Origin of the sequence: Paenibacillus sp. (assembly GCF_035645235.1) — a bacterium.
Taxonomy (GTDB): domain Bacteria; phylum Bacillota; class Bacilli; order Paenibacillales; family YIM-B00363; genus Paenibacillus_AE.
Genome location: NZ_DASQMZ010000075.1, coordinates 1 through 13,531 on the forward strand (window position 1 = coordinate 1; position 13,531 = coordinate 13,531).

The following is a 13,531-nucleotide window of genomic DNA, read 5'->3' on the forward strand; positions in this document are numbered from 1 at the left end:
TGCGCCCCCGCGGTCCGCCGCCCCGCCGGGGCGGCTCGCGACGCGCGCCGGACGGCTGCCGACGTAGCCGTACGTCTTCGCCGACCGATTCGGCCCGCGCTCCTCGTCGCCGTCTTCCCCGTCGAAGTCGGCGTCGACGTCGGCGTCGCGATCCGCCAAGAGCGACACGTTGACGCCGAACTCCTCCATGCGCCGCCGCTCGAGCCGCTGCCCGATCGACTGCTCGATGCGAGCGATCGAATTCCGATCCCTCGACGACAGCAGCGTCACCGCGACGCCGGACTGCCCGGCGCGGCCCGTGCGGCCGATGCGGTGGATGTACGTCTCCGTGTCGATCGGCACGTCGTAGTTGAACACATGCGTCACGCCCTCGACGTCAAGCCCCCGCGCGGCGACGTCCGTCGCCACGAGCACTTGCAGCTTCGCCTCGCGGAACCGCTTCATGACCGCTTCCCGTTTCGCCTGCGTCAAGTCGCCGTGCAGCTCGTCCGATTCGAAGCCGTTCGCCAGCAGCGCCTCGTTCAGCTTCTTCGCCCGGATTTTCGTCCGGCAAAACACGACCGCCAAATACGGCCGATACGTCTCGATCAGCCGGAACAGCGTCGCCTGACGCGCGCGGTCGGTCGTCTCCACGGCGATCTGCCGGATGTCGTCGAGCGTCACGTTCGCCGTCTTGATGCGGATGTCGACCGGCTTCCTCATATACGTCGCCGCCAGCTGCTTCACCGGCCCCGGCATCGTCGCCGAAAACAGCATCGTCTGCCGCTGCGAAGCGCATTGGCGGATTATGTCCTCCACTTCGCTCAAGAAGCCCATCGTCAGCATCTGATCCGCCTCGTCGAGCACAAGCATCGAAATATGCCCGAGATGCAGCGTCTCCCGGCGCAGATGGTCGAGCAGCCGACCCGGCGTCGCGACGACGATATGGCTGTCGCCGCCCAGCTTGTGCACCTGCGCGGCGACGTCCTGACCGCCGTAGATGGCAAGGACGCCGGCGCCGACGACGGACGCCAGCTTCTTCGCCTCCGCGGTAATTTGGATCGCAAGCTCCCGCGTCGGCGTCAAGACGAGCGCCTGCACGGACGCTCTTCGCGGGTCGACGACCTCCAATATCGGCAACATGAACGCCAGCGTCTTCCCCGTACCCGTCTGCGCCTGCACGATCGCGTCGTGGCCCGACAGCAGCGCCGGAATGGCTTGCTCCTGCACCGGCGTCGGCGACGTGATGCCGCCCTTCCGCAATGCTTCCGCTAGGACGCTGCGTACGCCCAGCGCCTCAAATCGATTCGTCACATTCGTTCCTCGATTCCATAAATGAAAGATTTATCTCTAGTGTACCCGATTCTACGCCGATAATGAAACTTTTCCCAAGCAGCGGCGTTAGATGAACGGAGGGAATTCGGAAAAGGGAGGTCTCGTCATGGCTGCGATCGTAAGACATGAACCGACCGGACGCAACTTCGTCCTGCTCGGCACGGGGTACGGGGCGTATCAATCAACGATGCCGGGTCTTCTGGGAGGCGCGCTCTTCCCGGACGTCCAAGAAGGAGAAATTCCGCTCGCGGCCGTGTGCGACGCCCGCGGGGCGATCCATTGGCTGCTGACCGAGGAGCTGACCGTGCTCGAAATCGACGGCGTTCCGGTCGAGCGTTACCGGGACCGGCTCGAGCCTTCGGCGTTGCGGCAGGGCGATGCCGGCGAGACGGCGGAGGAGGAGGCTTGTCCCGCCTGCGGCGCGCCGACGGGCGCGGCCGACCGGGAATGTCCGTCCTGCGGGCTGACGCTCATCCTCGAGGAAAGCTGAAGACATGCTCGAACGCGCAAGAAGAGGCCGCCGGCGGCGCATGTACATGCCCGCCGGCGGCCTCGCCGCTTCTTACATCCTTAAAGCATCCGAATCGGGAACGAGATTCGAACGGTCGTGCCGACGCCCGGCGCGCTCTCGAGCGCGATGTCGCCTTCGAAGTGGTCGAGCAGCCGCTTCGCCATATATAAGCCGATCCCCTGCCCGCCCCGCTCCTCGTTCATCTTCTCGTACTTGCGGAACAAGCGGGACAGTTGATGCTCCGTCATGCCGACGCCCTCGTCCCGGATTTCGACATGCAAGCGGTCCTCACGAACGTCCGCGAGGCACGCCACGCGCCCTCCTTCCTCGCTGTATTTAATGGCATTGCCGAGCAGATTGGAGATAATCATCCGGAAACCGATCGCATTCGCAAACAGCGTCTCCCGACCGGTTAACGAAGAGACGTACGTCAAGGAGATCCCTTGCGTCCGAGCTTTCACTTCCATAATATCGACGACGTCCCGCAGCAGCTCCTGCGCCGAGACGAGCCGGCGATGCCAAAGCGCCTCGGACGACAGCAGCTCCTCCGTATTAATGATGTGAGAAATTTCATTGTCGATCAGATCGACGTAATCGACGATCGCCTGCAGCCGCTCCCGGTCCCGTTCCGCCTCGACGTTGGCGCCGACCATACGGGCGTACGCTTTAATGACGGTGAGCGGATTGCGCACTTCATGCGAGACGACGTGCACGAAGTCGAGCTTCTGCTTGTACAGATCCGCCTCCGTCTCGATCTCGGATTGCGCGGACAGCGTCGGAAACACAAGGCCGGCATTGCGCTTATGCCGATATAAATTCGAAAGCACGAGCGCATCGTCGGTCATTAAGTATTCATGCGATTTCATGAGTTCGTTCTGAATGGCCGCCGGCACCTCGAGCGCATCGTAAGCGCATACAGTCAAATAACCGAGCTCGTTGAGCGCGAGATCCGCCTTGCACTCGTATTCATACAGCCGCTTCGCGATATCTTGTTGCCCGCGCCGCCAATCGACATGCCCCCATAGACGAAGATCGAGTTGGGTACGCAGATGGGGCCGAATCAACTGGTCCAAGCTTTCTAACACATGCTCGAAGCGAAAATCCTCGGACGTGCGGTAAAATTCGTCGCGATCGATGAAGTGCAGCAGCGATTCCAGCCTCTCTTCGCCGCAAGCCTCGGTCACCCGGGCGCGGATCGGACCGAAATCCTCCTCCCGCTCGATGAACAATACGACCTGACCGAGCTCCAAGCCTTTGCTTATGAATGCCGCCGCATTATCGGCGTAACTTTGCTTCTCTGTATGAAAATATAAAATATGCGAACCCGACGGAACCGACCATTGGCTCGTCAGCGATATGCTCCTTTTCGCGCTCATGTTGTCAACTCGCCTCCAAGTCTCTCTCGTATCGGGGGTGTCGTCTAACCATTGTACCTTATCTTAAACAGGTTGAATACGGGGAGAACAGACCGGAAAGCAAAAAAACCGCCCGGCCGAGAAACGGCCGAACGGTTCCTGTCGAAACGAATATTACAATTTTACAACGTTCTCGGCTTGCGGTCCGCGGTTGCCTTGAACGACATTGAATTCTACGCGCTGGCCTTCGTCCAAGCTCTTGTAGCCGTCGCCGACGATTGCGCTGAAGTGAACGAATACGTCATTGCCGCCTTCCACTTCGATGAAGCCGTAGCCCTTCTCTGCGTTGAACCACTTTACTGTACCTGTTTGCATGTGCTGTACCTCCAAAATTGGTTTACCCTTAACTCTTATTTCATTCCTTGGAAAGAATAAAAAAATCACATTCCGATAGGGAGTCGTGCAACAATGATCCCCATACCGAAATGTGAATTAAGGTCTCATGTTTGACGTAATTCAATGTATCACATTTGTGAACAGAAAGCAACCATATTTTTGTAAGCGCTACCGATCGAGGGACGCTACCCGTTTTCCAACCGTTTCATGAAGTCCTCTACGGCGCTGTACCCTTGCTGACGTAAGTACCAATTGTTCGCCGCCGCCTCGACGAGGCCCGCGACGTCGCGCCCCGGCTGAAGCTGAATTTCGATATGCGGAATTTTCACGTCCATGTATTCGGTGAATTTCGGCTCCAGCTCCAGCTCGTTATGCAATGCGTCATGCTCCCACTTCTTCAGCTCGATGTCGAGCACGATGCGGGTCTCGTCCTGGAATGCGCTGCGCCCGTATAAACGGGATACGTTAATCAGTCCGATGCTGCGAAGGGCGAGAAATTCTTTCGTCTTTCCGTTGTGCGTACCTAGAATCGTCTCCGGATTAATGCGCTTGAGCACGACGAGATCGTCGGCGACCAGCCGATGGCCGCGCCGAATGAGCGTATGAGCGGTTTCGCTCTTGCCGACGCCGGACTTGCCGCGCAGCAGGACGCCGATGCCCGATACGTTCACGCACACGCCATGGATCGCGATTTCCTCCGCGAGCGCCTTGGACAAATACCCGTCGAGCAGCTCCTGAAACTTGGTCGTCGCGAGCGGGGTGCGCAGCAACGGTATGCCTTCTTCCTCGCAATATTTCGTCAAATATTTAAGCCCCTCTTGATTTCGAGTGACGATAAAGCATGGCGGATGATACTTCACGATATTGCCGATGTGCAAATTCCGCTCCTCTTCCGTGAGCCGGTGCAAATAGGTAATCTCGCGGCGCCCGAGCAGCTGCACGTGCGCTTGCGGGAAATACTCGAAGAACCCGACGAACTCGAGCCCCGGTCGGTGCACCCGATTTTTCGTGATCGCGCGATCCAGCTGCGCGCCCCCCGCCAACACCTCCAAAGTGAACCGATCCGCCAACTCCTTGACCGTTACCGACTTCAGCTTCGCCAACTCCCTTGGGAACGATTTCATCTTCCTCCAAGGTAAGCGGAAACCCGTTATTCGTCAACACGGTTCACAGAATATCCGACTTTGCCGCCGGCCGCGCGGTCCTTCGGGGCGTCCCCCGCCTCCAGACGTTTGAGTCCGTCGACGGCCCCTTTCGCGATCGCGCCCATCGCAAGCAAGCTCAGCATCGAGAAGTGCGCGTTCCATTCCTTCGTTAAGTAGATGCCCGCCCATTCCGCCAGCGGAAGCACCGCGTAGGAGACTATGGCGGAGAAGGCGGCCAGCCCCGCCAAGTAACCGCGCCAGCGGGGCAGACGCTGGTAAAGAATCGTCAAGGCGATCGGCACCGCGAACAGATTGGCGGGGAGCATCGTCGGGATGATCGGCTCGAGCTGCATGCGGTAATCGTACCAATCCATCGCCGTCGCCCAATCGTCCAAATTTTTATTTAGGACATAGATGGCGCCGTAATAGGCGACCGCCGAGACGAGCCCGCGGCGGCGAAGCAGGACGACGGCGAGCGCCGCGAACAGGACGCATACGGCAAGGAAGCACCACCATTGCCAAGTGAACAGCGTGTGCTTCTCCCAAAACTCCCACCGCAGCGCCGTCAGCTCGTTCGACAGCTTGTCGATTTCCTTGCCCATCTTCTCCATTCAAATCGCTCCTTGCCCGAAAATAAAAAAAATACCCTTGCCGACGATTGGCAAAGGTAGTATTCGTATCCATGCGGTTTTATACTCGCCCGTTACGTGTCGGGGGCCCGCAAGCCGCGAGCCCAATAGATGATCGGCGTCGAGGCGACGGAGACGATCAGCTTAATTCCATATGTCGTCAGCACGATTTGCCACCAGACGTCGAGCGGAAAGCCGGCGGCGCCGAGGAACGCGATCGAGCAGAAGACCAGCGTATCTAAGAGCTGGCTGATCGCCGTACTGCCGTTGTTCCGAATCCAAAGCTGACCGGGCTTCGGGAACGCCTTCTTGAGCATCGTGAAAATTTTGACGTCCAGCAGCTGGCTGACGAAGTAGGCGGCCAGGCTGCCCAGCGCGAGCCGCGGCAGCAAGCCGAAAATCGCCTCGAGCGAAGGCTGCGCCAAATTGGAGGCGTGCGGCTCGAAGACGAGCGCCATCTGCATGATAACCGTCGAGGCAATCAAAGTGAAAATTCCGACCCACACGGCTTTCTTCGCCGCCCGTTCGCCGAATTTTTCGTTCAGCAGATCGGTCGCGAGGAAGATTGTCGCGTAGATCGTGTTGCCTAGCGTCATGACGATTCCCCCGAATTCGATCGTCTTGACGACTTGCACGTTGGCTAGGATCGTCGCGACTCCCACCCATGCGTATAGTCCGCTTCGACCGAACAACCGATAGCACAGCAGAAACAACGCGAAGTTGACGACGACGAAGGCGCCGCCCCAGAGCACATTAAACATTCATACCGTTCCTCCCCTAGTTTTGTTGACGCGGGATGGTCTCGAACCGCGGCGCCTCGAAACGGCGCAAGCCCATTATACGGGAGGAACGGCGATCGCGCCAGCTTTGCTTCGCATCGCGAGGCGTATAGTGAAGGTCGTACCGCGAATCGCCGCCTTGTCGTAAAAAAAGAGCGCCTTGGCAGGCGCTCGTCGTCTTTAGGTGATGCTCTTCTTGCCGTACTTATGGTCGGACGTATAGTTCGACAGCTGCGGCAGCATCTTCGACCCCCGCTCCATCGTCGCGCCGCATTGGGCGCAGGCCGGTTCGTCCTGGAACGCGAAATTGTCTCTCATCCAACAGTTGCAGCCGTCGTTCGAGCACGTCCAGACGTCCGTCATTTCCTCCGGAATTTCGACCGGCTGCGGCTTGCGCGAATACATAGGACCCCTCCTTGGAACGCGATGCGTCTCGTTAGAAACAAAAATCACATACCGGGACGCAATCGGGTGCACCGATGGCCTTCGCGGTATGTGAATCGCGTGTGTGTTGGTTTCTTGTCATGTCTTTACATTAACATACTGCGCAGGGAAGATCAAGGAAGAAGGCGTCTCGGGCCGTCGCCTTCCAGGCGGCGAAGCTCACGAATAACGGCGATGCAGTTCGGTTAAGACGCGCCGCATCTCGCCGCGAAGCGCCTCGGGACCGTCGACGCGGACGTCCGCGCCGTAGCCGAGAAAGAACGCCGCCGCCCACGGCACGTAAGACGCCGGCAACGGCAGCCGAACCGTCGCCGCTCCGTCGGGACGCGCGACGAGCGCCTCGGACAGCCAAGGGTCGGAGGCCGCTCGGCGGGCGCCCGCGGGCGTAAATTCGGCTTCGAGCCACGGCGCGCCCGGATCGGCTTCGCCGGCGAGCGGCCACGGCTCGAACGGCAGGTCGACGTCGGGTTTGGACGACGCCGCCGAGGAAGGCGGACCGTCTGCGGGCGCCTCGACAATTCGCGCCGACATCACCCGATCCGCCCGGAAGACGCGATGCTGCTCGCTCCGCTCGCAATACGCCTGCACGTACCACAACCCGTTCATCGCATAGACGCCGCCCGGACGAATGCGCCGCACGGCGCGCCCCGACGCGCCGTCATACTCGATTTCGATCGCCCGATCGTCGAGCGCCGCCTGCAGCAGCGCGCGAAGATGCGGCGCTTCCGCGCGGCGCGGCGGCACCCAGAACGTCAACCGCCGCTTCAACCGCTCCAGCCGATCCCGAACGTCGCGGGGCAGCTTCGAAGTAAATTTCCGAAGCGCCGAGGCCGTCTCGAGCTCGAACGGAAGCGACGCGTACCGCTGCAGCGATTGGGCGGCGAAGAAGATCGCGAGCGCCTCGTTTTCCGTAAAGTAAATCGGAGGCAGCATCTTGTCGTGCAGCACCCGGTACCCGCCGGCCGCTCCGACTTCCGAATAGAGCGGTACGCCGAGCTGCTCGAGCTCGCCCAAATCCCGCAGCATCGTGCGTCTCGATACGCCCATCGCTTCCGCCAGCTCTCGAACCGTAAACCGTCGGCGCTCGTTGACCAGCATCATCAGCTGGACGAGCCGCTGCGCCTTTTGCATCCGAATCCCCCTATTCGAATTTATATAAAATCAGTGTGCCTTCAAATTACGCCAGAAGTTGTCACTATTATGAGATACGATCGGGTTGCAAGCAAATGATTTCGTCAGCGAAAAAAGGAGAATGATCGTATGTCCGCATCCCCCGTCCTTGAACTTTGCTTCTGTACTCCAAAGCCCGGCGTTACGGACTCCGATTTCGCCGCGGCGCTGCGTGCCGCCGATGCGTATTTGGCCGGCTGCGCCGGCTTCGACCTGCGCAGAACTTTACACGCGAGCGAACCGGCGCAATGGATCGATCTCGTCTACTGGCGTTCGATCGAGACGGCCCAGGCAGCGCTGGCCGGCAGCGAGAAGGCCGAAGCGATGGCGCCGCTCGGCGCCGCGCTGGGCGACGTCTCGATGGGGCTGTACCGCCGCATCGACGAGTTGTCCGTCGGGAACGCCGCCGTACACGACGACCTTCAGCGATACGAGATTTTGACGTATCGCCTGAAGCCGACGGCATCGCCGGTCGCATACCGCGGCTTGCTTGCGCGTTACGGCGAGGAGGCCGCCGGCCTTGACGGATTCCTCGGCCGGGAGGTATACCTCGACGAGACCGAAGGCACTTGGGTGGAAATTCTACGTTTCAAGGATTCGGAAGCGATGGAGCGGCTCGCCCCGATCGTCATGGCGCTCCCGGTCGTATCGGAGATGCTGGCCGCCATCGACGAGTCCAGCGTCGTCCTGCGGGTCGGCTCGGCGGTATAACGCAAAGCAAGAAAAGGCCGTTCCCGGTCGCTTGTCGCTACCGGGAACGGCCCTTCTTCGCGTTCCGTCCTACATCTCCTTCACGGCTTGCAGCTTGCCGACCTCGAACAAGCCGATCGCTTCCGTGTACAGCATATCCGTCCATCCGGACGTAATCAGGCCGTCCTTCGTCCGCGCCACGTACGCGACGGACTCGATGCCTTCCTCCGAAATCGCGGACAGCAAATTTTTCACCAAGTATTCCGGGGTGACCGGATGATCGATTTCTACCGGATGCTTGCTCACGACGCCGCCTCCTTCCGCCGATTTCCACCGTTAATATGAGTGGACGGCGGCGGATTTATGCATGAGATCAGCTTCCGAACGCCAGCAGCGCCGACATCGCCGCGCCCATCACGACGACGGCCGGCAGCAGATTGGCGACGCGAATGCGCTGCAGCTCGAGCAGGTTGATGCCGATCCCCACGATCAGCACGCCGCCGACCGCCGACACTTCCGCCGTGACGGCCTCGATCGCCGCGGGCGCGAACTGCCCGGCGAAGCCGGCGGCGCCGAGGGCGATCGCCCCTTGGTACAGCAAGACGGGCACCGCCGAGAACAACACCCCGATGCCAAGCGTCGACGCGAAGGCGATCGAAAGAAAGCCGTCCATGATCGATTTCGCGTATAAGACGTCATGATCGTGCCGCACCCCGCTGTCGATCGAGCCGAGAATGGCCATCGCGCCGACGCAATAGACGAGGGACGCCGTCACGAACGCTTTCCCGACCGGCGACGCGCCGGGGCGCGTCGGCACGCGGCGCTCCAGCCAAGCGCCGACCTGCTCGAACCGCCGCTCGATCTGCAGCCACTCCCCGATCGCTCCGCCGGCGACGAGGCTGACGACCATCCAAACATAATGCGTCGTCTTCATCGCCATCGACAGCCCCAACACGCAAAGCGCGATCGCCATTCCCTGCACGACCGTCCGCTGAAACCGTTCGTTCATCGAAGGCAGCAGGACGCCTAAGACGGCGCCTCCGACGATCGCCGCGGCGTTGACGAAACTTCCCAAAAGCACCATCGCGTTCTTCCTCTCGTTTCCCGGCGGCTAAGCGCTCGCGGCGGCGTCGCACAGCGGCAGGGAAACCGTAACGGTCGTGCCGCGATTCGGCTCGCTGCGCACGTCGATTTCGCCCTCGAAGTAATCCGTCAGTTTCTTTACCATAAACAGACCGATGCCCTGCCCGCTCTTCTCATCGTTCATCTTCTCGTATTTTCGGAACAGCTTGCCGGTCTGCTCCGCCGTCATGCCGATGCCTTCGTCCCGCACGACGAACGTCAGCCGCCCTTCGCTCGCCTCGGCGCGCACCTCGACGCGCCCGGCCTCGCGGCTGTATTTAATCGCGTTGCTCACGAGGTTCGACAAAATCAGCTTCATCCCGACGGCGTTGGCGAACACCGTTTCATCGTTCAGCGCGATCCGTCCTACGCATTCGATGCCTTGCGTACGCGCTTTCGTGCTCATCATTTCCATCGTCTCGTCCACGACCGGACGCGCCGCCACGACGGACTTCGCCCATAGCGCATCCGTAGAGAGCATCTGCTCGGTGTTGATAATATGCGCCATCTCGTGATCGATGACGTCGACGTAATCGACGATGGACCGGAGCTTGCTCTTGCCGTCCTCGTCCAGCGCCTTCTTGCCGAGCAGCAGCGCCGCGTACGCCCGGATGACCGTGAGCGGATTGCGCACCTCGTGCGAGATGACGTGGGCGAAGTCGAGCTTTTGCTTGTACCAATCGACCTCCGATTGCAGCGCCGCGTGGACGGACAGCGACGGAAAGACGACCTTGCGCTCCTTCTTCTCGTAAAACATGGACTTGGTCAGCGTCGTATCGGTCATAAAATACTCGTGCGTTCGCAGCATCTCGTTTTGGATCGAAGCGGGCACCCTGCGCCCGTCGTAAACGCACACCCCGAGGATGCCGATCTCGTTCACGGCCGTATCGCAACGACGCTCGTATTGCTCCAATTGCTCGTAGATATCGGCCTGCGACTCCCAATGCACATGTCCCCAGGACCGCACCGTCGCCCCCGCCTCCATCAACGGAGCGAATACGCCGTCGAAGCTGCGCAGCACGTCTTTGACGTGCAGGGTGCCATGCTCGCAATAAAATGCTTTCGAATCGAAAGCGCGGACGCGCTCGAACGCCTCGGACGGCACGCGCTCGGCCAGCCGCTCGAGAATTTCGCGACGGTGCGACTCCCGCTCGATCAGCACGACATGCTGCCCTTGCATCAGCCCGGCGTACGCGAAAGCGACCGCGTTCGCGATATACCCCTCTTCGGAGTTATAAAAATATAAAATATGAGCGCCGTTCGTCACATCGATTTGATCCGTCAAGGATATTGTGTTTATCGCCATGCTGCAGCATCCTCTTTTTCCTCTGACTTCGCATATTTATATATTCAACGAAAATCGAAGGAATCCTTTGTATTTGAACGAAAAGGGCGCCTTCGCCGCGCGCGCGATTTCGCGTTATAATGGGGCAAACCGGATTGCCATGAGAAAGAGGGGCTGGGGAATGATTCGTTCGCGAAGCAACATCGTCGTCTTGGACGGGTATGCGCTCAATCCCGGAGATTTGTCTTGGGACGAGCTGCGCCGCATAGGAAAGGTCGACATCCATGACCGTACGCCGCCGGAGCTCGTCGTAGAGCGGGCGCGCGGCGCGGAGATCGTGCTGACGAATAAGACGCCGCTGCCCGCGGCGACGCTGGAGATGCTGCCGGAACTGCGATACGTCGGCGTGCTTGCGACCGGCTACGACGTGGTCGACGTCGACGCGGCGGCTTCCCGGGGCGTCGCCGTGGCGAACGTGCCCTCGTACGGCACCGCCTCGGTCGCGCAATACACGATCGGCTTGCTGCTCGAGCTGTGCCATCGCGTCGGCGCGCACGCCGAATCGACCCGCTCCGGCGATTGGTCCCGTTCGCCGGATTGGACCTATTGGCGCCATCCGCAGACGGAGCTCGAGGGCAAGACGCTCGGGCTGATCGGCGCGGGCCGCATCGGCGTGCAGGTGGGGCGCATCGCCTCGGCGCTCGGCATGAACGTCCTCGCTTATCATTATCGAAGAGAGCCCGGCGGGAGGTCGGAGGACGGATTCGAATGGGCGTCGCTCGAGGATCTGCTGCGCCGCGCCGACGTCGTCAGCCTGCATTGTCCCTTGACCGCCGACACGCGGGAGCTGATCGATCGGGAGCGGCTGGCGCTCATGAAGCCGTCCGCCTTCCTGATCAACACGGCCCGCGGCAAGCTGCTGAACGAACGGGACGTCGCGGACGCGCTCAACGAAGGGCGGCTGGCGGGCGCGGCGCTCGACGTGCTGTCCGAAGAGCCGCCCGCACCCGACCATCCGCTGCTCTCGGCGCGCCATTGCCTCGTCACGCCGCATCTCGCGTGGGCGTCGGTCGAAGCGCGGCGGCGGCTGCTCGATGCGGCCGTCGCCAACGTCCGCGCCTTCTTGTCGGGCCGTCCGACGAACCTCGTGAACCGGCCGCGTTAAGGCGCGGCGGCGCCGCCGACCGCGAGGACCGTCCCGAGCGAATACCGGCCGTCGCCCCGCCGCCCCGCCATCGCCCAGTCGACGCCGGGCCGGTCGGTCGCCGGATCGAGTATCGCAATCGTCAGCGTGTAGGCGCCCGTCGGAAGGCCAGCCGGCACGGCGAGCCGCTCCCGGAACGAACGGCTGCCCGGCATCCACTCCCGGATGTCCTCCGACGCGAGATGACGGTGGGCGATTCGTCCCTGCGCGTCGACGAGCGCCAGCTCGAGCGGCCAATCGTAATAAAACGGCGCGATGCCGTCGTTCCGGACGTCGATCTCGACCTCGGCTTCGCCGCCCGGGGTCCAAAGCGCCGGGTACGCGGCGGCTGCGACGGCGAACCGGTAGCCGATCGTCTTCAGGAAGACGTCGAGGTTGCGTCGCTCGGCGGCGTCCAGCTCCTCGATGTCGGTGCTCGGGCCGATCCAGCTCAGGTGGCTGCGCCGCGCCATGTCCAGCGTCCCGGCGAACCGGCTCGGGTCGAAATACATCCGGTCTTCGTTCGCGTAGCCGAATTCGCCGCCGCTCGGCCCGCGCCGCCAAAACTCGGGCATCGCCGGTATGAAGGCGTCCGCGAGTTGGGAGCGGTAGCCGTTTTCGAACCAATCGATAAAATCGTACGTTCCCCGCTCCGCGCCGAAGACGTCGTTATAGAGCCCTATGCCCCGCTCCGCCGCGATCGGATACGGCCTTCGCATCAGCAGCTTCTTGTCCGGGAACGCCGCGAGGTAATGCTCGACGTAAATATCCGACTCCGGCAAGGCCGGGAACGGAATTTGGAGTTCTTCGTCCATATAGGTGTGCCATTCGCCCCAATGGCCGAGGCTGCCCAGGGCGACGAACGCGACCCGCGGGTCGTCGTTGTAGCGGTCGCCCAGCGCGCGCAGCAGCCGCTCGTGGTGCCGCTGCAGCGTGACGTTCGAGTAGTTCGGGCTGAAGCCCTTGCCTACGTCCGCGTCGTACCAGACGCCGTCCCCGCCGATCTCGTCGTACAGCCAGTCCGGAATGTCCATATGGCGCTCGTCCGTACCGTAATCGAGCACGACGCGCAGGATGAAACGGACGCCCTTCGACGCGAATTCATCCATGCGGTACTTGCGCTCGACCTCTTCGAAGGCGTACGCGCCCCGTTCCGGCTCCAGCTCGCGCCACGTCAGCACCTTGTAGACCAAGCGGTGCGGCATCGGGAAATCCCCGTAGCCCGCGCTCGGGGCGAGACCCATGAACGGATTGTTCAGCACTTCGTCGCTCGCCTTCGGCGCGACGCGGATGACGGCGTCCGCGGACGCGGACAGCGTCGTCATGAGCGAACCCGAGGCTCCCGGCGACCCGAACAGCATCATCGACAAGACTAGGAGCCAAGGCAGCGAAAATAACCCTTGCACGTACGATCGCACCCTTTCCGTAACGGTTCCCGCTCATTATATCACCCGGCGCGCTTCGCCGCCGCTAGGGTTTCCCGGTCCGGGGCTCGATTTTCTCCCGCG

Annotated in this window: 15 protein-coding genes; 3 read left to right on the top strand and 12 right to left on the bottom strand. The window is 61.5% G+C overall.

Going from position 1 to position 13,531, the window contains the following annotated elements; genetic code table 11:
- Positions 1 to 1,293 (bottom strand): DEAD/DEAH box helicase (locus tag VEZ38_RS06940; RefSeq protein WP_324892618.1); only part of this gene is annotated, 1,293 nt, incomplete at its 3' end.
- 127 nt (positions 1,294 to 1,420) lie between these two features.
- Between VEZ38_RS06940 and VEZ38_RS06945 the strand changes: the two genes are divergently transcribed.
- The gene (locus VEZ38_RS06945; RefSeq protein WP_324892619.1) at positions 1,421 to 1,804 is read left to right on the top strand and encodes a hypothetical protein; all 384 of its coding nucleotides are present in this window, start codon (positions 1,421 to 1,423) and stop codon (positions 1,802 to 1,804) included.
- Positions 1,805 to 1,884: 80 nt separating this feature from the next.
- Here VEZ38_RS06945 and VEZ38_RS06950 read toward each other — a convergent pair whose 3' ends face one another.
- The 7 genes from VEZ38_RS06950 to VEZ38_RS06980 all read right to left on the bottom strand — a co-directional run bounded on the left by VEZ38_RS06950 (position 1,885) and on the right by VEZ38_RS06980 (position 7,704).
- Positions 1,885 to 3,201: an ATP-binding protein gene (locus VEZ38_RS06950; RefSeq protein WP_324892620.1), complete on the bottom strand. Its 1,317-nt coding sequence runs from the start codon at positions 3,199 to 3,201 to the stop codon at positions 1,885 to 1,887.
- A 153-nt stretch (positions 3,202 to 3,354) separates the two neighbouring features.
- Positions 3,355 to 3,555, bottom strand: a complete 201-nt coding sequence (locus VEZ38_RS06955; RefSeq protein ID WP_138197935.1) for a cold-shock protein — start codon at positions 3,553 to 3,555, stop codon at positions 3,355 to 3,357.
- 206 nt (positions 3,556 to 3,761) lie between these two features.
- Complete coding sequence (gene hprK / locus VEZ38_RS06960) at positions 3,762 to 4,670, bottom strand: HPr(Ser) kinase/phosphatase (protein WP_324892664.1); 909 nt, start codon at positions 4,668 to 4,670, stop codon at positions 3,762 to 3,764.
- Positions 4,671 to 4,726: 56 nt separating this feature from the next.
- On the bottom strand, positions 4,727 to 5,332 hold the full coding sequence (locus VEZ38_RS06965; protein ID WP_324892621.1) for a hypothetical protein: 606 nt from the start codon (positions 5,330 to 5,332) through the stop codon (positions 4,727 to 4,729).
- Between the two features lie 92 nt (positions 5,333 to 5,424).
- Complete coding sequence (locus tag VEZ38_RS06970; RefSeq protein ID WP_324892622.1) at positions 5,425 to 6,111, bottom strand: queuosine precursor transporter; 687 nt, start codon at positions 6,109 to 6,111, stop codon at positions 5,425 to 5,427.
- 198 nt (positions 6,112 to 6,309) lie between these two features.
- The gene (locus VEZ38_RS06975; RefSeq protein ID WP_324892623.1) at positions 6,310 to 6,534 is read right to left on the bottom strand and encodes a cold-shock protein; all 225 of its coding nucleotides are present in this window, start codon (positions 6,532 to 6,534) and stop codon (positions 6,310 to 6,312) included.
- 198 nt (positions 6,535 to 6,732) lie between these two features.
- Entirely contained in the window at positions 6,733 to 7,704 is a 972-nt protein-coding gene (locus tag VEZ38_RS06980) for a YafY family protein (RefSeq protein WP_324892624.1), read from the bottom strand.
- Between the two features lie 129 nt (positions 7,705 to 7,833).
- Here VEZ38_RS06980 and VEZ38_RS06985 point away from each other — a divergent pair, with 129 nt between their 5' ends.
- Positions 7,834 to 8,454, top strand: coding sequence for a hypothetical protein (locus VEZ38_RS06985; RefSeq protein WP_324892625.1), 621 nt, complete (start codon positions 7,834 to 7,836; stop codon positions 8,452 to 8,454).
- A gap of 69 nt (positions 8,455 to 8,523) precedes the next feature.
- Here the strand turns inward: VEZ38_RS06985 and VEZ38_RS06990 are convergent, their stop codons facing one another.
- From VEZ38_RS06990 to VEZ38_RS07000, 3 genes are all read right to left on the bottom strand, one after another.
- Positions 8,524 to 8,739 (bottom strand): hypothetical protein, encoded by a 216-nt coding sequence (locus tag VEZ38_RS06990; RefSeq protein WP_324892626.1) that lies wholly within the window; start codon positions 8,737 to 8,739, stop codon positions 8,524 to 8,526.
- A gap of 67 nt (positions 8,740 to 8,806) precedes the next feature.
- Positions 8,807 to 9,517: a DUF554 domain-containing protein gene (locus VEZ38_RS06995; RefSeq protein ID WP_324892627.1), complete on the bottom strand. Its 711-nt coding sequence runs from the start codon at positions 9,515 to 9,517 to the stop codon at positions 8,807 to 8,809.
- Between the two features lie 27 nt (positions 9,518 to 9,544).
- Positions 9,545 to 10,861, bottom strand: coding sequence for an MEDS domain-containing protein (locus tag VEZ38_RS07000; protein ID WP_324892628.1), 1,317 nt, complete (start codon positions 10,859 to 10,861; stop codon positions 9,545 to 9,547).
- Positions 10,862 to 11,021: 160 nt separating this feature from the next.
- On the opposite strand from VEZ38_RS07000, the gene VEZ38_RS07005 reads away from it, so the two are divergent.
- Positions 11,022 to 12,005: a D-2-hydroxyacid dehydrogenase gene (locus VEZ38_RS07005; protein ID WP_324892629.1), complete on the top strand. Its 984-nt coding sequence runs from the start codon at positions 11,022 to 11,024 to the stop codon at positions 12,003 to 12,005.
- Here VEZ38_RS07005 and VEZ38_RS07010 read toward each other — a convergent pair.
- The gene (locus tag VEZ38_RS07010; protein WP_324892630.1) at positions 12,002 to 13,429 is read right to left on the bottom strand and encodes a DUF4832 domain-containing protein; all 1,428 of its coding nucleotides are present in this window, start codon (positions 13,427 to 13,429) and stop codon (positions 12,002 to 12,004) included. The genes VEZ38_RS07005 and VEZ38_RS07010 overlap by 4 nt on opposite strands.
- Between the last annotated feature and the right edge of the window lie 102 nt (positions 13,430 to 13,531).